Raw genomic sequence first — 20,565 nt, forward strand, 5'->3', positions numbered from 1 at the left:
AATGCTCGTTGTGCTAATAGGACCAGCTAATGAATAACTGGTCCGGCTAGCGAATTACAGAATCGAAAGCGGGTACTCGATGATTACACGAGTTTCATCCAGATCAGATTCGAATGCAGTGGCACGCGTTGTTGCCTGGCGCAACCGGAAGGACAGATCTTTTGCCGGACCGGTTTGGACAACGTATTTGACTTCGACGTCACGTTCCCAACGCTTCTGATTGTCGAGCGGGTTGCCGTTGTCGTCAGTGCGCATGTAGAACTGGTTAGCGTTCGAGTAATCCGCGCCCGAGCCTCTGGCGTAGCGGGTCATGAACGTCAGGCCTGGAATGCCGTAGCTGGTGAAGTTCAGGTCATAGCGCAGCATCCAGGAACGCTCTTTCGGCGAGTTGAAGTCGCTGTACTGGATGGAGTTGTCGACGAAAATCGAGTCCGACTGACGTAGGTAGTCGAAATCGTCGTCTCCGTTGTTGCGCTGGTGCGACAGGGCCAGGGTGTGGGCACCGTAACGCACGCCGACCTTGGCACTCCAGATGTTGTTGTCAAATTCACCCAGGCGCTTCTTACCTTCATCTACGGCTTTGTAGTAGTTGAAGCCACCGATCAGCGCCAGATCGTCGCTCAGCGGGTAAACCACGCTGGTGCCGGCGTAGTACTGATTCCAGACGTCTTTCAGCTGGCTGGCATAGACGCTCACAGTCCAGTTGTCGTTGACCGAGTAGTCACCACCACCGTAACCGATCCATGGCGAGTTGACCGGGCCGCCGTAGAAGGTCACGAAGTTGTCGTTCAGGTCACTGGAGACTGGCTGGCTCATGGCGTGCAGTCGACCACCCTGAAGGGTGAGGCCCTGGATGCTGGTGTTCTCAACGGTCACACCGCGGAAGCTTTCAGGCAGCAGGCGAGAGTCGCCGGATGCAACCACCGGTGTCGATGGGAACACATCACCCACTTTCACGATGGTATCGAACAAGCGGACCTTGGCTGCGCCGCCTACCTTGGTGTATTCGTCGCGAGCTTCACCCTTGTTATCAACAGGTAGCACGTCGAAGGAGCTACGGCCGCCGTTGCGACCATCACCGGTGTCGAGCTTAAGGCCGATCATGGCGAAGGCATCAACGCCGAAGCCAACGGTACCCTGGGTAAACCCAGAGTTGAATTTGCTGATGATCGCGTGCGCCCAGGCTTCGGAGTAGCCGTTGGTATTGCCCTTGCCACTGTTGTAAGTGGGGGCGGTGCTGTCGCGGTTATCACGGTTGAAGTAGAAGTTACGGTTCAGCACTGTAAGGCTGCTGCCTTCAATGAAGCCTTCGGGCTTGTCTTCAGCTTGTGCCGAAATAGCATAGCTTCCAGACAGCGCAGAAACTGCCGCCAGGTACAGTGGTACTTTGATTTTCATCCGATGCTCCTTTGATTCACGGCAGTTTTTATTATGTTTACCTGCGCGGGTGTCGTTAATTGTTCTGACCCGGCGGTGCGCCTAGCGTAGCGCGAGCTCATATTTGCAGGCCGAAGATAACGGGAGGGTGATAGGATAATTACAATTTCGTCATCTGCCAGCTATTTGGCGCTTCTACACCGCGTGTTTGCCATCTCCGTTGCTTGTAACGAAATCATAGTGCCGGGTTGGTTTTCCCAGTATTTACGGGCATTACAGAGATTTCTTACGAAATTGTAATTTTCTAGCCACCCCTCTGATAGCTACCGCTCATTAGAGTGCCATCACCTAATCAAGTGGGGCTTGGCAGCTGTTTCGGCGTTCTCGCCAAGCTTTATCGAAGTTTGTGCACGAGGACCATCAAAGTGCCCCGGTATAACCGCAATGTCTTATCTAAGACCTCCGTCACTCCTTGGAAGATCGCCGCCCTTTGCGCGGTCATGGCCGGGTTGATGGCCCCAGAAGCACTTGCTCAAAGCATCAGCTTGCCCCAGGCGCTTTCGACGGCCATGGATGCCAACCCTGACCTGGCCGCGGCCAGGCAAGAGATTGGAATCGCTGATGGTGCTCGCAAGCAGGCCGGGCTTATCCCCAACCCCACTATTTCGTACGACGTAGAAGACACCCGTCGTAACACCAGCACGACGACCGTGTCGCTTAGCCAGACCCTGGAGCTGGGGGGTAAGCGAGGAGCTCGTGTCGACGTCGCCACTTACGGGCAGACCGCCGCACAGCTGGAGTTGGACCGTCGCGTGAACGGTCTGCGTGCAGACGTCGTACAGGCCTTCTACGCCGCGTTGCGGGCCCAGACAGGCCTTGACCTGGCCAAACAATCTCTCGAACTGACTGAGCGCGGCCTCCGCATCGTCGATGGCCGTGTTCGCGCAGGTAAATCGTCCCCAGTAGAGGCCACCCGCGCCCAGGTGCAACTGGCCGAAGCCAAGCTTCAAGTTCGACGTGCCGAAACGGAAAAGACGACCGCTTACCAGCAGCTCGCGCAAATTACCGGGAGCTCGGTCACGGTCTTTGATCGACTCGAATCGCCAACCCTCTCCCCGGGGTTGCCACCGCAGACTGAAGAGCTGCTGGCAAAGCTCGATCAGACCGCAGAAATGCGCCAGGCCGTGGTGCAGATCGACAAGAGCGATGCCTCGCTCGGTTCAGAGAAAGCTCAGCGTATCCCGAATCTTACTGTCAGCGTAGGCAGCCAGTACGACCGCTCTGTGCGCGAGCGGGTCAACACTGTGGGCCTGTCTATGCCTCTGCCGCTGTTTGATCGTAACCAAGGCAACATTCTTTCCGCTTCTCGACGTGCCGATCAGGCCCGAGACCAGCGCAATGCTGTGGAGCTGCGCCTGCGCACCGAAACCCAAACCGCGTTGAACCAGTGGTCCACCGCAATGCAGGAGGTCGAGTCCTACGACAAGACCATTCTGCCGTCAGCCCAACAAGCCGTAGAGACCGCAACCCGCGGCTTCGAGATGGGCAAATTCGGCTTCATCGAAGTGCTGGATGCCCAGCGCACCTTGATCGTCGCTCGTGGCCAATACCTCGAATCGTTGGCAGCGGCGACCAATGCGCGTGCGCAGGTGGAAAGGGTTTATGGCGAAGTCGGCTCAACTGCCGGCGCTCGCTGAACGGGCCAAACATTTTCTTCGGCACCCAGCCTTGAACAAGCCGGTGCCAACGATCAGCAGGAGTAGCAATGGATAATAAACGCAAGATCGCCCTCGCGGTAGCCGCTGTGGCAGCCCTCGGATTTGGCAGCCTTGCCTGGAACAACAGTTCCGAGCAGCAGGCCGCTAGTACCGCCGAGCACGGTGCTAACGACGGTCATGGCGACGAAAAGAAAGCCGCATCTGCCGCCATAGAGGAGGGTGATGAGGGTCATGGAGAAGAGGGCCACAGCGAAGAGGGTGGTGAAGAAGAGGGCAAGCTGACGCTCAGCGCTGAACAGATCAAGGCAGCCGGTGTTGCCCTGGAAGCTGCAGCGCCTCGTGATCTCGGTACTGTCGTGAGCTTCCCGGGCGAGATCCGCTTCGACGAAGACCGCACTGCCCACGTCGTTCCTCGTGTCCCTGGCGTTGTTGAAGCGGTGCAGGCGGACCTGGGTGAGACGGTCAAAAAGGGTCAGGTCCTCGCTGTAATCGCCAGCCAGCAGATCTCTGACCTGCGCAGTGAACAACAGGCCGCACAGCGTCGCGTCGAACTGGCGCGTGTGACCTTTGAGCGTGAGAAACAGCTGTGGCAGGACAAGATCTCTGCTGAGCAAGACTACCTCCAAGCACGCCAAGCGCTGCAAGAAGCGGAGATCTCCTTGGCCAACGCCAAGCAGAAGGTCGGCGCGATCGGTGCCTCGGTTAACTCCGTTGGCGGTAATCGTTACGAACTCCGAGCTCCCTTCGACGCCGTGGTAGTGGAGAAACACCTGACCGTTGGCGAAGTCGTTAGCGAGGCGACCAACGCCTTCATCCTTTCCGACCTGAACCAGGTCTGGGCAACCTTCGCCGTCCCACCTACAGATCTGGGCAAGGTCACGACTGGTCGTGCGGTGAAAGTCTCTTCGCCTGATATGAACGTCGAGGTCGAAGGGAAGGTGGGTTATGTCGGCAGCCTGCTGGGCGAGCAAAACCGTGCAGCTACTGTCCGCGTCACCTTGACCAACCCCAACGGTGCCTGGCGTCCAGGCCTGTTCGTGAACATTGCGGTCACTTCCCAGACTGATCGAGTTGCCGTAGCGGTCCCTGAGCACGCAGTGCAGACCGTTGAAGACAAACCCTCGGTATTCGTACGAACCCCAGAAGGTTTTGACACCCGCCCGGTAAAACTGGGTCGTCGCGACAATGGGTACGTGGAAATCATCGACGGTATTGAAGCCGGCGCCCAGGTAGCAACCAGTGGCAGCTTCACACTCAAGTCTGAGCTCGGCAAAGCTTCTGCCGAACACGGTCACTGATGCGAACTGACAGGATGATTTCTCATGTTTGAACGTATCATCAGATTCGCCATCGAGCAGCGCATCGTAGTAATGATCGCTGTTCTGATCATGGCGGGTATCGGTATCTACAGCTATCAAAAGCTGCCCATCGATGCGGTACCCGATATCACCAACGTTCAGGTGCAGATTAACACTGCAGCGCCTGGTTATTCGCCTTTGGAAACCGAACAACGGATCACGTTTCCTGTTGAAACGGCCATGGCCGGTCTCCCGGGCCTTCAGCAGACCCGTTCCCTGTCTCGCTCTGGCCTGTCTCAGGTCACCGTGATCTTCAAGGATGGCACTGACATCTTCTTTGCCCGCCAGTTAATCAACGAGCGGCTGCAGGTTGCGAAGGAACAGCTGCCAGACGGTGTAGAAGCCGTCATGGGTCCGGTATCTACCGGCCTCGGCGAGATCTTCCTGTGGACCGTTGAAGCCGAAGATGGCGCGGTCAAAGAGGACGGTACACCGTACACCCCGACCGACCTGCGCGTGATCCAGGACTGGATCATCAAGCCTCAGCTGCGCAATGTGCCGGGTGTAGCGGAGATCAACACCATCGGCGGCTACGCCAAGCAGTTCCTGGTTGCGCCGGATCCAAAGCGCCTGGCTACCTACAAGCTGACCCTCAATGACCTGGTCGCAGCGTTGGAAAGTAACAACGCCAACGTCGGCGCCGGCTACATCGAGCGTAATGGTGAGCAGTTGCTCATCCGTGCGCCAGGTCAGGTAAGCAGCATCGAAGACATCGCCAACATCGTGATCACCAGCGTGGATGGTGCACCGATTCGCATCAGCAGCGTTGCTGACGTCAGCATCGGCAAAGAGCTCCGAACAGGTGCTGCTACTGAGAACGGCCGCGAAGTCGTGCTCGGTACTGTGTTCATGCTGATTGGTGAAAACAGCCGTACCGTATCTCAAGCTGTCGCCGCCAAACTGGCGGACATCAACCGCACCCTGCCAAAGGGCGTGGTGGCCGTGACCGTTTACGACCGCACCAATCTGGTTGAAAAAGCCATCGCTACGGTGAAGAAGAACCTGGTGGAAGGTGCGATTCTGGTAATTGCCATTCTGTTCCTGTTCCTCGGCAACATCCGTGCTGCACTGATCACCGCGATGGTGATCCCGCTGTCCATGCTGTTCACCTTCACAGGCATGTTCAACAACAAGGTCAGTGCCAACCTAATGAGTTTGGGGGCACTCGACTTCGGCATCATCGTCGACGGTGCTGTGGTGATCGTAGAAAACGCGATCCGACGACTGGCTCATGCGCAGCATAAGCATGGCCGCATGCTCACCAAAACCGAACGCTTCCATGAGGTCTTTGCTGCGGCGCGAGAAGCTCGCCGGCCGCTGATCTTCGGTCAGCTAATCATTATGGTGGTGTACCTGCCGATCTTCGCCCTCACCGGCGTCGAAGGTAAAATGTTCCACCCGATGGCCTTTACCGTCGTGATGGCGCTGCTGGGAGCAATGATCCTGTCCGTTACCTTTGTTCCTGCAGCTATTGCCATGTTCGTCACTGGCAAGGTAAAGGAAGAGGAAGGCGTGGTCATGCGCACAGCTCGACAGCGCTATGAGCCAGTTCTGCAATGGGTGCTGGGACATCGGAACATCGCTTTCTCGGCCGCAGTAGCCTTGGTCGTGCTCAGCGGTGTACTGGCAAGTCGGATGGGTAGCGAGTTCATCCCAAGCCTCAGTGAGGGCGATTTCGCGATGCAGGCGATGCGTGTGCCTGGAACGAGCCTCACTCAGTCCGTAGAGATGCAACAGCGCTTGGAGAAAGCGGTGATGGCGCAGGTTCCCGAGGTAGAGCGGATGTTCGCTCGGTCGGGTACTGCAGAAATCGCTTCTGACCCAATGCCGCCTAACGCTTCCGACGCCTACATCATGCTCAAGCCGCAGGACCAGTGGCCGGACCCCAAGAAGTCACGTGATGAGCTAATCGCTGAAGTGCAGAAAGCCGCTGAAGGTATTCCAGGGAGTAACTATGAGTTGTCCCAACCAATCCAGCTGCGTTTCAACGAACTGATTTCGGGTGTGCGTAGTGACGTCGCTGTGAAGGTCTTCGGCGATGATATGGACGTGCTCAACAATACTGCCAACAAGATCGCAGCAGTGCTCAGAGCGGTCCCGGGCTCGTCGGAAGTGAAAGTTGAACAGACATCCGGTCTGCCGGTCCTAACCATCAATATTGACCGTGAAAAAGCTGCGCGCTACGGCCTAAATATCGCGGATGTTCAGAACTCGATCGCTATCGCGGTGGGTGGCCGTCAGGCCGGTACGCTGTATGAAGGCGATCGGCGCTTCGACATGGTGGTACGCCTGCCTGAGACCGTTCGCACCGACGTGGCGGGTATGTCTAGCCTGCTGATCCCGGTACCTGCCAATGCGGCCCAGGGCGCCAATCAGATCGGCTTCATCCCGCTGTCGCAGGTTGCGAATCTAGACCTGCAACTGGGACCGAACCAGATCAGCCGCGAGAACGGCAAACGTCTAGTGATCGTTAGTGCAAACGTTCGAGGCCGCGACCTGGGATCCTTCGTTGAGGAAGCAGCAGCCTCGCTGGATACTAAGGTGCAAATTCCCGCCGGCTACTGGACCACTTGGGGTGGCCAGTTCGAGCAGCTGCAGTCGGCAGCCAAGCGTCTGCAGATCGTTGTTCCAGTCGCCTTGCTGTTGGTCATGACCTTGTTGTTCCTGATGTTCAACAACCTGAAGGACGGCATGCTGGTCTTCACTGGTATTCCATTCGCACTCACTGGTGGTGTTGTGGCGCTGTGGCTGCGGGACATCCCTCTGTCGATCTCGGCAGGTGTCGGCTTCATCGCACTGTCCGGCGTTGCAGTACTGAACGGCCTGGTGATGATTGCCTTCATCCGCGGGCTAAGAGAGGAGGGGCGGACGCTCAGGCAGGCAGTCGATGAAGGCGCATTGACCCGTTTGCGACCTGTTCTGATGACAGCTTTGGTAGCGTCCCTGGGCTTCATCCCGATGGCTTTGGCCACCGGTACCGGTGCAGAAGTTCAGCGGCCATTGGCGACAGTGGTGATTGGTGGGATCCTGTCCTCCACCGCACTGACCTTGCTCGTACTGCCTGCCCTGTATCACTGGGCACACCGTAAGGATGAAGACGGCGAGGAGGCCGAAGTGGTTAGCTAACAGCCTCCGCTAGAGAGAAGCCCACAACACGTGTTGTGGGCTTTTTTGTTTAAAGTGAAGTAGATGCACTTACCTTTCAAAATTGTAAGTTTCTCGTCATGCCGGTGATGCCTATGCATTGCTAAGGTTATGCCCGAGAAGATTTGAAATTGAGAGGGTTTTATGAAAAAGATAATTATCGCTGCTGCACTTGTTGTTTTCTCGATGGCTTCGCAGGCCAACACTTTCTCCGAGAGCAAGCAGCTGCAATACACCAAGGAACACCAGACCGCAGTGGCTACGTACGCAGAGAAGAATGGCAAGCCAATGCCAGAGATTCAGGATTACAAATATGGTATGAAGATAGACGTTGCTAAGTTCGTGCGTCAGTCGCAGGACCCCCGTACTTGCCAAGTCTACCCACGGTTGATGACCTTCGAGGACTCCCAGGGCACGCTCAAGACCGTTCGTTACTCGATGTATTCGCAATGTATCAACAACAAGTAGTAAGCAAGTTGAACAGAACAACTAGAGCATTCATAAATGCCAGGCAGCGCCTGGCATTTTTTATTACGCCCGATACCACCATAGGTTCGGAATGTTAACGCCTGGGCCCGGGCAAACCGTGCATTAGATGTTAGCTAATTAATAGCGACGGCTCCCAACTGCAGAGGGCAATTGGAAGCCTTGACCCCAGAAGGGACGAGTTATGAAGAGTTTGATTGAACGCCCTGATGATCAAGCCGGGCATGAAGGTCATAGCCATGAGCATGGCGGCATTTTTGGCATGAACACCGAGCTGATTTTCGCGCTGATCTGTGGTGCTCTCCTGGGGGCCGGAGCCCTCGCAGGAAAACTCGACCTAATTGATCGACTACAGCTGGTTTTGTACGTGTCGGCCTACGTTTTCGGTGGATGGTTCACCACCAAGGAAGCGATCAGCAATATCCGCCAGAAACGCTTTGACATCGATTCGCTAATGCTTCTCGCCGCAGCCGGTGCCGCGAGCATTGGCGCCTGGGCGGAGGGGGCTCTGCTGCTGTTCCTGTTCAGTTTGGGGCATTCCCTTGAAAGCTACGCGATGGGGCGGGCGAAGAAAGCGATTGAGGCTCTGTCCAAGCTCGCACCGGCCACCGCTATCGTACGCAGAACAAACGGAACGCAGGAAATGCCGGTGGAGCTTCTCGTTCCCGGTGACGTTGTCATCGTGCGTCCCAATGACCGCCTGCCTGCCGATGGCTTTGTGGTTGTAGGCTCCTCAAGCATTAACCAGGCGCCGGTGACCGGTGAGAGCGTCCCCGTTGACAAGCAGCCTGTAGTTGATGCTGAACTCGCACGGAGCAAGCCAGATGCAGTGGACGCAGCCTCCAAAGTCTTCGCCGGTACCATCAATGGCGAAACGCTCATCGAAGTTGAGGTAACACGGCGCTCCACTGAAAGTACTCTGGCGCGGGTCATCAAGATGGTCAGTGAAGCGGAGGTCAGGAAGTCACCGACCCAGCGATTCACGGACCGCTTTCAACGCGTATTCGTCCCGTTAGTTTTGCTGCTAGTGGTAGGGTTGATCTTTGCCGGCATTTTCCTTGACGAGCCGTTCCGTGACTCGTTCTACCGGGCGATGGCCGTACTGGTTGCAGCCAGCCCCTGCGCGCTTGCGATCGCAACACCAAGCGCCATTCTATCGGGCATCGCCAGGGCAGCTCGTGGTGGGGTACTGATCAAGGGCGGTGCGCCGCTTGAAGAGCTTGGCTCCTTGAATGCCATGGCATTCGACAAGACCGGTACCCTGACCGAAGGGCGCCCACGTATCACCGATGTAATACCCGTAGGCGGTACGCAGATTGAGGATTTACTAAACGTCGCCATCGCAGTGGAGTCGATGAGCGACCACCCGCTGGCTGCGGCAATTGTGCGTGACGGTGAAGAGATGATTGGCACATGGCGCCGATTCCAAGCCAAGAACATGACCAACATGATTGGTCGCGGCGTGCGTGCTGAGCTTGATGGGCAGTTCGTCTGGATTGGCAAGGTCGAGATGTTCGGTACTGATGGTGTTCCCGCACTGAGCAAAGCAGCCTTGGAGGCTGCAGAGCGTCTGCGTCAGTCGGGCCGCACTACCATGGTGGTACGTCGCGCCGACAAGGATCTGGGCGCTATCGGGTTACTGGATACCCCCCGAGAGGGAGCCAAAGAGGCACTCCAAAAACTCAGAGAGATGGGCATCGGCCGTATGGTCATGATTTCTGGTGACCACAACCGCGTTGCGGAAGCTGTAGCCAGACAAGTTGGCTTGGATGAGGCTTGGGGAGACCTGATGCCGGAGGACAAGGTCAAAGCCATCAAGAATCTCCGCCTTAGCTCCAGTGTAGCTATGGTGGGTGACGGCGTGAATGATGCCCCTGCCATGGCCAACTCAAGCGTGGGCATCGCAATGGGAGCTGCGGGATCCGATGTGGCTCTGGAAACGGCTGATATCGCGCTTATGGCTGACGACATCAGGCAACTCCCCTTTGCGGTGGGGCTGAGCCGTCACACGCGATCGATCATTCGCCAGAACCTGTTCGTCAGCTTGGGGATTGTGGCCATCCTCGTTCCGTCAACCATCATGGGTTTGAGCATTGGCGCTGCTGTTGCGATCCATGAGGGCTCAACACTGTTGGTAGTATTCAACGCCTTACGTCTGTTGGCCTACCCTAAAGGCACCTAATTTTCATTATAAAAATGTCCCTGTCGACATAGAGAACGGCGCTTTTTATCGCTGCTGGTGCCCAGCTTGGTGAACAGTCCCTGAGCTGGCGCATCCCTGTCCGATGACATCGCGCCGCCAGGCTATCCGGGCATGCTGATTTTTACGATCCGTCCGGGTATCTAAACCAGCGGTCTTGGTTAAAACCAAGGGGGTAGGCCCGGAACGATGGCGCTTGTCACTGATATGTTTGCCGCAGAGATTCAGGAAAATGACGTTGCCTAGCTTGCCATCGCGGTCAGACAGCATGGACGAGAGTGGTACCAGCTGCCGATGGAAGATGATCAACCACTTCCAAAGCCGTAACAGCCATCTCGTTGCGGAGATCAAGTTGATTTTACTTAGACCGGAAGACTTGGAGCGGGGGCTTGGCTAAATCTTCTCCATATTCCGGCGAGTCCTCTTCTGGCATCGGATTTGCTGATCCTCAGTGCGCCTGCTTTTACGTTGCTTCGCAGAGTGCGAAAATTGAAGGTTTCTATGACCGGTGAACAGCTTTCTTAGCCAGAACGTGAAGATTGCAGTAATGCTGCGATGGAGATATCCCCCAATACTGGGTAAGCCCATTCTTTTCCCCATGTATAGGGGAGGTGAATTAGCAACTTTCTCGGCCGGCACCTGCTAAGGACCTGCCGAGGACCAGGAGGCGTGATGGGATTGTTTTCTGGACGGATGCGCACCTGGCAATTTCGGGCGAGGCCTCCTGAGCGTTCTGAACCGCTCAACCTGATGCTGCGTTTCTCGCTGACCAGTTTCATCATCATCGGCGCGGTGGCTCTCGGCCTTGCCGGGTTTTCAACGCGCTTTCTGGTCAATGAAAGCTTGGAACGCGATGCGTTGCTTTCGGCTCAATTCATCCAGTCGATCGCCGTTGGTGAAATTCGTCACCATGACCTGACGGGGATGAAGATGGGTGACGTCTTGTCCGCTGTGCGTTACGGCATGCTCACGCGGGGCACCGCAGAGAATCGTCAGCGGGCGCGATTAGAGTTTCTCGATCACCTGTCCAACCTTCCAGACCTTCTGTTGGCCACCATCTTCTCGCCGGACAAAGAGGTCATCTGGTCCACCAACCCTCAATTGGTGGGCCGCAAGCTTGAACACGATAGCGTGCTGGATAGCGCTTTTCGCTCAGGGGGCGAGTCAGTGCCCGGTACGACGAAGTCGAGCCTGGCAAACCAGAGCAACAGTTCACTCGGTCACCGAAAATGTTCTTCGTCGAGAACTACATTCCCTTGCTGGATGATCAAGGCAAGGTCTTGGCGATGGTCGAGATCTACAAGGAGCCAGTCGATCTCTTCGAGCGGTTGGAGCGCGGTCGCAGGCTGATCTGGGCCGCAACAGCACTGGGTGGGATGGCAATCTACTTCGGTCTGTTCTGGATCGTGTGGCGAGCGGCGCGACTGCTGACCGAGCAGCAGGACCAGTTGGTGGCAAACAAGACGTATGCCGGCTTGGTGGAGATGTCCACCGCAGTCGCACACAGTCTGCGCAACCCATTGGCAAGCATCCGCAGCAGTGCGGAACTGGCACAGGTCATGCCAAGTCAGCCAGCCGTTGGAAACATCGCGGATATCATTGCGCAGGTCGACCGGATGTCGGGGTGGGTGAATGATCTGCTGCAATACCTGCGGTCGCTGCGCGGCGAGGCAGAATCCGTGGACCTGGTGGCCATCACCCGTGAGGCGGTGAGCAGTTTCGAGGCACAGCTTCAGCAATCGCGGATTCGCACTACGCTGGCGATCAGCGGTAAGGTCGAGGTGATCAGTCACACCTTGTTGCTGGGACAGGTCCTCAACAGTGTGCTGGCCAATGCGATCGAGGCGATGCCAGAGGGCGGAGAATTGCGCTTGTCGCTAAAGCGCTCAGGCACCGCCGAAGCACTTCTGTTGATTGACGACACCGGCCCCGGGATTTCCCGTCAGCAGGAGATATCCGCGTTCAAATCGTTCTACACCACCAAGCAGGGTGGCCTGGGCATCGGCCTGTTCATGGTCAGCCAGGTGATGGAGCATTTTGGCGGCGAGGCGACGTTGCTCAACCTCGAACCGCAAGGCACCCGAGCCAGCCTGCGCTTCCGTTGCTGAACAAGAGTCAGCAGTCGTGCCGGGTCAGCGACTCGATGATGCGACACTCTTCGATCACACCGCCTTTGCAACATCCCAGCAGCCGCTGCAATTCAGCCTCAAGGGCTTTCAGGTCGCGTATGCGGCTTTTCACCTGACTCAATTGTTGGGCGACCTTCGCGTCCACGGCCGCACAGGACGCTTCGCGGTGGTCAGCGAACCCCAGAAGCTCACGGACATCATCGAGGGTGAAACCCAGGCCACGGCTGCGGCGCACAAACAGCAGCCTGTCACGCTCAGCTTCCCCGTAGATCCGGTAGCCCGCGGCGGTGCGGCCACTTGGCGGCAGCAGCCCGAGCTGCTCGTAGTAACGGATGGTCACGGCCTTCGTCTGCGTCGCCTTGGCCAGTTCACCGATGCTCAACGTTGTTTCGCTCATGGAGCTTGACCTTATAGTTGCTATAACCCTGAGTCTACGCGAACCGACTTGAGGGAGCGAACTGCATGAAGTACGGCGCGGATCTATGTCCTTGTGAGTAGTGGGGCGACACGTTTGCCGCGAGGGCTGCTTGTGGCCGCTTGGTTTCTCGCGTTGGCGCTGAATGTGATGCTCTGGGGGCAGGAAGTGGTGTTGGCTCAAGCGCCTGGGGTGATTTGTCTTGTTCAGTTGATGCTGCTCGTGCCAATCCTGTGGCTGGCGTCGACAGCGCTGTATCGCCACGGCCAGAGCGCCCTTTATCGGGGGCTACTCTCAGCGGCAGCAGCAGGCACGCTGGCCTCTTCGATCTGCTGGTGTATTTGCAGCCGGACATTGGCCCAGCAGAGGGTAACATCCGCTGGGTTCGACATGCCGGCGAAACCATAGGGCCGCTGCCTTCGGCATTGCTCGCGGTTCTGATCGTAGTCTGCTTACTCAACTGCCAACTCCAGGCGTACTGGGAGGCCCGGGCAAGTCAGTGATACGCACAGAGCACCAGGGTTGACCTTATAGCCGCTAGAACCCTGATGCTTATACTCAGACCCTCGACAGTGTTGATTGTCGATTCCGCCTCAGAACTCGACCGGGCTTCTCTCTATGGATGCAACATCAAAAACGTTACCGAGCGACGCCGGGCTGCTGTTCACGGCTTGGTTGCTGGCACTCGTTTCGACGCTGGTAGTGCTGTTCGTGGGTGAAGTTATGGGGCAGGAGCCCTGCGTGTTGTGCTGGTATCAACGAGCGTTCATGTTCCCGCTGGCCATCATGCTTGCCGTCGCGACGGTACGGTGTGATTCGGACATCTGGCGCTATGCCGTACCACTCGCAGCCGCGGGTTGGCTTGCAGCCCTGTATCACAACCTTTTGTACTTCGCCGTCATCCCGGAAGCCATCAAGCCCTGCGGCACAGGTCCTTCATGCTCAGGAGTGGACATGACGATGATGGGCGTACTGCCCTTGCCCTCACTCTCGCTGGCTGCATTCACCCTCCTGATCATTCTTCTCTTGCTTCTTCGTCGGAACGCCAAACCATGAGCAGACGCACTGCGGTCATCATCATCAGCCTCCTTGCCATCGCGGGTTTCCTGGCGGCTGCATTCATCTACAAAGGTAAAGAGCCCGCACCGGAGGTGGCCGTGCCGGTGCAATCCACCAGCGCGCTGCTGCGTTTCAATGCACCCAGTTTCGGGCCCGCCAAGGCTCCAGTCACCATTGTGGAGTTCTTCGACCCATCATGTGAAAGCTGCCGGGCGTTCTATCCGATCGTCAAACAGATGATGGCCAAACACCCCGAGGACGTCAGGCTGGTCCTGCGCTATGTGCGCTTGCACGTTGGCTCTGAGGAGGCCATTCGCTTACTGGAGGCTGCGCGCAAGCAGGGTGTATTTGCGCCTGTGCTGGAAGCCGTCCTGGAATCTCAGCCGCAATGGCATGACGACGCCACGGCTGCGGCTGCGTGGGAAGCCGCTGCCTTGGCCGGATTGGACGTCGACAAAGCGCGCTCGCACATGATGTCGCCGGACATCATCGCAGCCATCGAGCGAGACACTCAGGATGCCAAAACACTGGGGGTCAAAGGCACGCCGACATTCTTCGTGAATGGCAAGCCGCTGCTGTCATTTGGTGCGCAACCGCTGTACGACCTGATCCGTAGCGAGATCAGCCAGTCACGCTGAGCGTGACCTAACTGTCAACGATGCCCCTTGTCCCTATAGTCGCTATAGGGTGTTTACTGATGTCCATCGATGCTCAGGAACTGCCTATGAAAAGCTGCTGCGGTGACAAACCCTCCAACACCAAAGGCGCTGTCGAAGTGTTCGACCCAGCGGCAGCGGCTGATGTGAATGCTCAATCCTCATCCTGCTGCCAGGGGAATTCGCCGAAGCTGTCTGCCCAGGAGTCTGGCCTTTACAAGTTAGCCGAGCCGGTAGGTAGCCCTGCACCGGACAAGCAGGAAGAACAAGCTGATGCATGCTGCACCTCAGGGGAGGCGTGCAAGGTTGAGACTGAGCAGTCCTCGGTCGAGAGCTGTGCGACAGGCTGTTGCGCTTCGTCTCCGGTTGCACGAGCCGCATCGTCCTCCACGCTGTATGCACTGGCGGAGCCAGCAACTGCCGCGAACGCTTCTACTCCGCTGTTCGTCCATGCCAGCGCTAATGTGAAGGTTGATGAATCGCGTGCGCCCACGGGAGAGCGGCGCGGTCAGTTCGAAAGATTCAGCATCGCCCAAATGTGCTGCCCAACCGAGCAGACCATGATCGAAGCGAAACTGAAGAAGGTCACCGGCATTCATGCCCTGGAATTCAACATGATGAACAGGACGATGGGTGTCTGGCACGAGCTGGCTGACAGTAGCCAGATCGTGGCCGCCATTCATGCACTGGGCATGCAAGCCGTGCCGGCGGCTTCGTCTGGGCAGGGCAGCGACTCGGCAGCCAAGGTTGTAGCGCCCAATGCCCACGTAAGCCGCTGGTGGACCATTGGATTGGCCGGGATCGCCGCAGTGTTCTCGGAAGTGCTGCACTTCACCGCCGCCGCACCTGAGTGGGTGGTGGCCCTTATGGCCTTGTTGGCCATCGCGTTGGGAGGTCCGTCCACCTACAAGAAGGGTTGGATTTCGCTGCGTAACCTGAACCTGAACATCAATGCGCTGATGAGCATTGCTGTCACGGGTGCGGCGCTCATTGGCCAATGGCCGGAAGCGGCGATGGTCATGGTGCTGTTCACGCTGGCCGAGCGGGTTGAGGCGAGATCCCTGGATCGCGCACGCAATGCAATCAAAGGCCTGATTGATCTGACGCCTGACCGCGCCACAGTGCAGCAGCACGATGGCAGTTGGCGGGAGGTCGAGGTCAAAGGTGTTGAGCTGTGGGCTATTGTGCGCGTGCGCCCAGGCGAGCGCATAGGCCTGGATGGTGAGGTGATCTCGGGGAGTTCGGCGGTCAATCAGGCTCCGATCACCGGTGAGAGCTTGCCCGTGGACAAGACTGTGGGTGACCCCGTGTATGCGGGCACGGTCAACGAGTCTGGCTCGGTCGAGTACCGCGTGACGGCCAAGGCCAGCGATACGACATTGGCGCGGATTATCCACGCGGTCGAGGAGGCACAGAACTCGCGGGCGCCGACTCAGCGATTCGTGGATCGTTTTGCCCGAATCTATACACCGGCAGTGTTCTTTTTCGCGGTTGCCATTGCGGTCGTCCCACCACTGTTCATGGCTGGCGTCTGGACCGAATGGATCTACCGTGCGCTCGTTCTGTTGGTGGTCGCTTGTCCTTGCGCGTTGGTCATTTCAACGCCGGTAACCATCGTCAGCGGGCTGACTGCCGCGACGCGGAAGGGGATTCTCGTCAAAGGCGGTATCTACCTAGAGCTTGGCGCCAAGCTCAGTTTCATTGCCTTCGATAAGACCGGGACACTGACACATGGCAAACCCGTACAAACAGATTACCGTCTGTGGGGTGAAGTCGCTGACGTTTCCCCTGAACTGATCGCGGCCAGCCTGGCGGTCCGCTCCGACCACCCGGTTTCCCAGGCAATCGCCAAAGCAGCGTCGGATTCGCTGGACCAGTTGGCCGATGTCGAGCAGTTCGAGGCGCTGCCAGGGCGAGGCATCCAGGGTGTCATTGGCGGTCACCTCTACTACCTGGGCAATTACCGCCTTGTCAGTGAGCTGAGCTTGACCACACCCATCCTTACCGGCGCCATGGATGCGCTGGAGCGTGAGGGTAAAACGGTAGTTGCGCTGCTCGACACACAACGTGTGCTTGCCATTTTCGGAGTGGCCGACACTATCAAACCTTCGAGCCAAAAGGCCATCGAGGCTCTCCACCAACTCGGCATCAAGACTGCGATGCTGTCTGGCGACAACGAGCATACCGCTGAGGCCATTGGTAGGAGCCTAGGCATCGACCAGGCGCGCGGAAACTTGCTTCCAGCAGATAAGCTCGATGTGATTGGCAAGCTCCAGAAGGCCAATCATATAGTGGGCATGGTAGGTGACGGTATTAACGACTCGCCGGCGTTGGCTAAATCCCAGATCGGCTTCGCCATGGGCGCAGCAGGTACCGGTACCGCGATTGAGACGGCAGATGTCGCGCTGATGGATGACGACCTGCGCAAGGTCCCTGCATTCGTGCAACTGTCGCGGGATACTGTCAGCATCCTCAAGCAAAACATCTACTTCGCGCTAGGGATCAAAGCACTGTTTTTGACCTTCACCCTGATGGGGCTCGCCACGATGTGGATGGCAGTTTTTGCGGACGTGGGGGTCAGTTTGCTGGTGGTACTAAATGGTCTGCGGCTCTTGAAAAAGTGAATGGCCCATTGCTGAACGGCCTGAGATCTTAGAGCGCAATTCAATCGCAAGGGAGTGGTATAGCAAAAATGATGAGCGGTTACCCTGCAATTGCCCTACACGCCTAACATTTTCTACCTAGGCTCGTGACGTGCCCAAATTAAAGCGGCGAGGGTGCATGAAGATATGCGTGAAGTGGTTTGGGTCGTAACCTATTCGTGGGCATTTGAACAAGCTCGCGAACTTGGCTGCGTCATAGTAAAGCTCACCTGCGACCGCGCTCGCCCTGACGCGCATCGCTTCTCTGAGTCATTGGGCTTTGTGCCCAGCCATATCAGGATTCAAAATGAAATTCTGAATGAAGGCTCTGCAATAGCGAGAAAGGCTGCCTTGATTAGTGGGCCAGCTGATCCTGGAGTAGAAGCACCGGGCGGGCGCAGATAGCGCACGACCGGTGCTATTCACTCACTCGTCGATACCGATACGCTTGAGGCTTTCAAGGGCCTTACCACACTCAGGTGAGCCATGCCGTAAACCGCAGGCCAAGGCAGCTTTGAGGCTCATCACACCGCCTACAAAACCGACTTGATTGCCGACTCCGTGTCCGTCCGAAAATCCCTGATCATACGCAATCTCGACAAGCGCATTGATCGCCGCCAGGGTGTCTTGTTTGTTTTTACTGTTCTGCATATCTACTCCGCGAGCATTCAGCTCATATCGCTCGGTTAGGTGGCGGCACCTTCAGGTTTGGGCTGAGCGAATCCCGCTCCCATAGCCAATCCCTTCAGGGGAGGGCAAAGCCCCGCCACCGAAAGAAAATCAGCTATTGAGAGCAGGTGGCTCGTTTTGGTCATCGGTGCTGCTCGCATCCCCGCACTGGCACTGAGTGGGTACATCCGGATAGCCGCTGTGTTTCTCGATGAACAGCGTTCGGCAGGTTTCGCACCCATAGATCCGCGGCAGAGACTTCAAACCCTCTGGCAACACATCGCTCAGAGGCTCGTTATGCCAAGGAGCTCCGTCAAGGATCCTGGAGCGCAGGATGTTTCCCAGGCGCCAGGTGTCACTTTGTGCGCGCCAGGACCACATCGGCGCAGAAAGCGAATACTGGATGAAGGTCTCTTGTGACTGCCTGGCGAGCGGGTACTTGGGGCGGGTCCAGCCGGAATCGATGATGCTGAAACCCATGCCCATTTCTGCGCTCGGATGGGTCTTTTCACCAAAGAAACGGTCATGCGTCGCTGGAGCCGTCGCATGATGGTCAGTCGGTGGGAATACCCACAAATAACACTCATCTCGGTTCACCATGCTGATGAGCTCGCTTGGCCCGCGCATAGGGGAATTTGCAGCCAAGGCGAAGCGATCCTTCCACGACATGTTGGGAGGCGGCGCAATACCAGCAGCGATGGCCAACGTGGCCGTCTTGGGGACGAACCGATCGCCGAGCTCGTTCAGATCCAGATTCTTGCAGAGGGCTTTGAAGGCCTTTTTGCGAGTCTTCGAGGTGAAGGTGGGGTCAAGAAGCAGGCGAACCTGGTTCACGCCGATTCCCGCGGTTCGTAGCACCTCGATGACCTCTTCTGCCACACCGACTGCTTGAAGATCGGTCAATCCCAAGCACTTTTTCGCACGCTCGACCGCCGCGTAGAGGTTGTACTGCCGTGTGTCGTTGTCACGACTGACCTGGATTGGGAGCTTGTCTTGGGAGGCTACTTGCGGTGCAACGGAGCCGATGGCCGCGTGGAACAGCTGGTGGATGTCCTGGTGAGAATACAGGCGGCCAGAAGCCGAAAACGAGGCGTGCAGCTGAGCAGCGAGAGGTTGAAGCAGCTTTTTGGCAGACATGACTATCCCCTAAAGAGCGACGTTGGGGTAGCTGCGCTTGTAGGGCCGTTAGACGCGAAGCTGGACGTCGAATCAGGTTCAATCATGAGTAGGAGTCAGGTTTGATTTGCTTGCACGGCCACCATGCAAAGCCCGACGCGGCAATCACACCAGATTCGCCGAGCGTTGGCAAGAGAGGTCATCGGTAAGCAAAAGCAGGTAGGAGGAGGGCGCTCCATGCTTGATCACGTCAGAAACAGGAAAGCCGGAAGCACATACAGCGCTTCCGGCTTTCTCACGTCAGACTGATGAGAGGGATTAGAAGACGTATTGCAGACGGGTCACGATGGCATTGCCGCTGTCGTCGCCCACGGTGTTCTCGTTATTGTCGGTACGCACGTTGATGTAGTTGGCACTGACTTTCACCGCCTCGTTGACGTACCAGTTCACACCCACAGTGTGGCTCTTGGCCTTGCGCTCGTTTGATTGGTCCGCTGCGGTGACCAGGTTGCCGTCTTCGACCTTGATATCGTCAAAGCGGTAGAAGACTTCCCAGGCCCCCAGTTCCTTGTTCTCTGGTTTGATAGTGTCGAACTTGGCACCGTCGAGCTTGTAGATACGCGGCTCGCCGGTCAGGGTGTAAGCCATCTGGGCGTAGTAACCGGAGGCCTTCATGTCGTTGTTGGCCTGGTCAGCTTTCAGCTTGCGGCGAAGGTATTCCGCTTGCACCGAGAACGGGCCGGTGGCCCAGGCACCTTCGAGACCCCAGACCGAATCGTCCTTCCACAGGCCATCTTGTGCGGCGGCACCGCCAAACAGCATGCGGTTACCGTTGGTGCCGGCATCGCCGCCGCCATTGGTATCTACACCGCGAACGCCCAGACGCGAACGAATCCGGGTATCGACCGCACTGTTTTTGAGGTCGCGGTAAGCGTACTGAGCACCGACGTGCAGGACGTTGCCATCACTGTGCAGTGGTGCGAACACGCCACGTACGTTGTAGCGCTTGGTGCTGTCGCCATCCGAGTTGTTGTTGGTTTCACTGAACACGCTACCGGAGACATAAGCCATGTCAGCGATGGTGCTGGTGGCTTGTACACCCATGCCGGCGTTGTCGTTGATCCAGTCCGCCAGGTCGTACGAGAGGTTCCGCTCCATGGCGGTGGTCCACTTCGAACTTGTGGCTTTCTCAAGACCGAAGTCGGTATAGAAACGGCCGAACCGCAGTTGGACCGGCTTGAAGCCGGTGTAGGTCAGGCTGGCTTCGTCGAAGTAGCCGTCGGAGTCGTTGCCCGTGTTGCGGGAAAGGTCGTAGTTGAGCTGATACTTCCAATCGCGGTACAGCACGCCGCCGAGCTCAAGGTAGGCGCGACGGAAGTACCCTGCGTCAGCGGTATCGCCATTCTTGGTGAAGACACCATCGAACCGGCCGTAATCGGCCTGAACTCGGCCGCCCAGTTTGAAACTGAATTCCTTGTCAGAAGTCGATACTTCAAGACCGCCCTTGGTCTTCAGAACGATGTCAGCTCCGTCAGTGGTTACTGTTCCGGAGAATGCTTGCGAGGAAAATGTGCCTATTATTGCGGCAGCCAACAG

At 57.3% G+C, this 20,565-nt stretch carries 15 protein-coding genes; 10 read left to right on the forward strand and 5 right to left on the reverse strand.

Translation table 11 applies throughout. The features are described 5' to 3' along the window. Window positions 1-54 precede the first annotated feature (54 nt). Complete coding sequence (locus APH42_RS20915; protein WP_059183356.1) at window positions 55-1,398, reverse strand: OprD family porin; 1,344 nt, start codon at window positions 1,396-1,398, stop codon at window positions 55-57. Between the two features lie 404 nt (window positions 1,399-1,802). Here APH42_RS20915 and APH42_RS20920 point away from each other — a divergent pair, with 404 nt between their 5' ends. The 7 genes from APH42_RS20920 to APH42_RS30560 all read left to right on the forward strand — a co-directional run bounded on the left by APH42_RS20920 (window position 1,803) and on the right by APH42_RS30560 (window position 12,391). Next, complete coding sequence (locus APH42_RS20920; RefSeq protein ID WP_139139817.1) at window positions 1,803-3,074, forward strand: TolC family protein; 1,272 nt, start codon at window positions 1,803-1,805, stop codon at window positions 3,072-3,074. A 68-nt stretch (window positions 3,075-3,142) separates the two neighbouring features. Next, complete coding sequence (locus APH42_RS20925; RefSeq protein WP_059183355.1) at window positions 3,143-4,393, forward strand: efflux RND transporter periplasmic adaptor subunit; 1,251 nt, start codon at window positions 3,143-3,145, stop codon at window positions 4,391-4,393. Between the two features lie 24 nt (window positions 4,394-4,417). After that, window positions 4,418-7,579 carry a CusA/CzcA family heavy metal efflux RND transporter gene (locus APH42_RS20930; protein ID WP_059183354.1) on the forward strand — a complete coding sequence of 1,054 codons (3,162 nt, stop codon included), beginning with the start codon at window positions 4,418-4,420 and terminating at the stop codon, window positions 7,577-7,579. 162 nt (window positions 7,580-7,741) lie between these two features. Next, complete coding sequence (locus APH42_RS20935; RefSeq protein ID WP_059183353.1) at window positions 7,742-8,065, forward strand: DUF2790 domain-containing protein; 324 nt, start codon at window positions 7,742-7,744, stop codon at window positions 8,063-8,065. 202 nt (window positions 8,066-8,267) lie between these two features. Next, a complete protein-coding gene (locus tag APH42_RS20940) occupies window positions 8,268-10,265 on the forward strand; it encodes a heavy metal translocating P-type ATPase (protein WP_059183352.1) in 1,998 nt (665 codons plus the stop codon). A 690-nt stretch (window positions 10,266-10,955) separates the two neighbouring features. Further along, entirely contained in the window at window positions 10,956-11,633 is a 678-nt protein-coding gene (locus APH42_RS30555) for a hypothetical protein (RefSeq protein WP_060494134.1), read from the forward strand. A 134-nt stretch (window positions 11,634-11,767) separates the two neighbouring features. After that, complete coding sequence (locus APH42_RS30560) at window positions 11,768-12,391, forward strand: HAMP domain-containing sensor histidine kinase (RefSeq protein ID WP_229609829.1); 624 nt, start codon at window positions 11,768-11,770, stop codon at window positions 12,389-12,391. A 7-nt stretch (window positions 12,392-12,398) separates the two neighbouring features. Here APH42_RS30560 and APH42_RS20955 read toward each other — a convergent pair whose 3' ends face one another. Next, a complete protein-coding gene (locus tag APH42_RS20955) occupies window positions 12,399-12,809 on the reverse strand; it encodes a helix-turn-helix domain-containing protein (protein WP_059183350.1) in 411 nt (136 codons plus the stop codon). Window positions 12,810-13,445: 636 nt separating this feature from the next. On the opposite strand from APH42_RS20955, the gene APH42_RS20960 reads away from it, so the two are divergent. The 3 genes from APH42_RS20960 (at window position 13,446) to APH42_RS20970 (ending at window position 17,166) form a co-directional block, all read left to right on the forward strand. Then, on the forward strand, window positions 13,446-13,883 hold the full coding sequence (locus APH42_RS20960; protein WP_059183349.1) for a disulfide bond formation protein B: 438 nt from the start codon (window positions 13,446-13,448) through the stop codon (window positions 13,881-13,883). Then, window positions 13,880-14,524: a thioredoxin domain-containing protein gene (locus APH42_RS20965; RefSeq protein WP_059183348.1), complete on the forward strand. Its 645-nt coding sequence runs from the start codon at window positions 13,880-13,882 to the stop codon at window positions 14,522-14,524. The genes APH42_RS20960 and APH42_RS20965 overlap by 4 nt, the downstream gene beginning before the upstream one ends. A 554-nt stretch (window positions 14,525-15,078) precedes the next feature. Continuing rightward, the gene (locus APH42_RS20970; protein ID WP_059183347.1) at window positions 15,079-17,166 is read left to right on the forward strand and encodes a heavy metal translocating P-type ATPase; all 2,088 of its coding nucleotides are present in this window, start codon (window positions 15,079-15,081) and stop codon (window positions 17,164-17,166) included. 444 nt (window positions 17,167-17,610) lie between these two features. Here APH42_RS20970 and APH42_RS20975 read toward each other — a convergent pair whose 3' ends face one another. From APH42_RS20975 to APH42_RS20985, 3 genes are all read right to left on the reverse strand, one after another. Next, entirely contained in the window at window positions 17,611-17,835 is a 225-nt protein-coding gene (locus tag APH42_RS20975) for a hypothetical protein (RefSeq protein WP_059183346.1), read from the reverse strand. A 129-nt stretch (window positions 17,836-17,964) separates the two neighbouring features. Beyond that, window positions 17,965-18,990 carry a hypothetical protein gene (locus APH42_RS20980; protein ID WP_059183345.1) on the reverse strand — a complete coding sequence of 342 codons (1,026 nt, stop codon included), beginning with the start codon at window positions 18,988-18,990 and terminating at the stop codon, window positions 17,965-17,967. 297 nt (window positions 18,991-19,287) lie between these two features. Then, window positions 19,288-20,565, reverse strand: a 1,278-nt coding sequence (locus APH42_RS20985; protein ID WP_305728947.1) for an OprO/OprP family phosphate-selective porin, incomplete at its 5' end; no start/stop codon positions are given.

The sequence above is a fragment of the Pseudomonas sp. NBRC 111140 genome, from assembly GCF_001320885.1.
Lineage (GTDB): Bacteria > Pseudomonadota > Gammaproteobacteria > Pseudomonadales > Pseudomonadaceae > Aquipseudomonas > Aquipseudomonas putida_P.

What these genes read in the sequence shown, in the direction of transcription:
- APH42_RS20930 (WP_059183354.1), top strand. Translation starts at nt 4,418, where the DNA reads ATGTTTGAACGTATCATCAGATTCGCCATCGAGCAGCGCATCGTAGTA.
- APH42_RS20975 (WP_059183346.1), bottom strand. Translation starts at nt 17,835, where the DNA reads ATGCAGAACAGTAAAAACAAACAAGACACCCTGGCGGCGATCAATGCG.
- APH42_RS20960 (WP_059183349.1), top strand. Translation starts at nt 13,446, where the DNA reads ATGGATGCAACATCAAAAACGTTACCGAGCGACGCCGGGCTGCTGTTC.
- APH42_RS20955 (WP_059183350.1), bottom strand. Translation starts at nt 12,809, where the DNA reads ATGAGCGAAACAACGTTGAGCATCGGTGAACTGGCCAAGGCGACGCAG.
- APH42_RS20980 (WP_059183345.1), bottom strand. Translation starts at nt 18,990, where the DNA reads ATGTCTGCCAAAAAGCTGCTTCAACCTCTCGCTGCTCAGCTGCACGCC.
- APH42_RS20915 (WP_059183356.1), bottom strand. Translation starts at nt 1,398, where the DNA reads ATGAAAATCAAAGTACCACTGTACCTGGCGGCAGTTTCTGCGCTGTCT.
- APH42_RS20965 (WP_059183348.1), top strand. Translation starts at nt 13,880, where the DNA reads ATGAGCAGACGCACTGCGGTCATCATCATCAGCCTCCTTGCCATCGCG.
- APH42_RS20940 (WP_059183352.1), top strand. Translation starts at nt 8,268, where the DNA reads ATGAAGAGTTTGATTGAACGCCCTGATGATCAAGCCGGGCATGAAGGT.
- APH42_RS20935 (WP_059183353.1), top strand. Translation starts at nt 7,742, where the DNA reads ATGAAAAAGATAATTATCGCTGCTGCACTTGTTGTTTTCTCGATGGCT.
- APH42_RS20970 (WP_059183347.1), top strand. Translation starts at nt 15,079, where the DNA reads ATGTGCTGCCCAACCGAGCAGACCATGATCGAAGCGAAACTGAAGAAG.
- APH42_RS30560 (WP_229609829.1), top strand. Translation starts at nt 11,768, where the DNA reads ATGTCCACCGCAGTCGCACACAGTCTGCGCAACCCATTGGCAAGCATC.
- APH42_RS30555 (WP_060494134.1), top strand. Translation starts at nt 10,956, where the DNA reads ATGGGATTGTTTTCTGGACGGATGCGCACCTGGCAATTTCGGGCGAGG.
- APH42_RS20925 (WP_059183355.1), top strand. Translation starts at nt 3,143, where the DNA reads ATGGATAATAAACGCAAGATCGCCCTCGCGGTAGCCGCTGTGGCAGCC.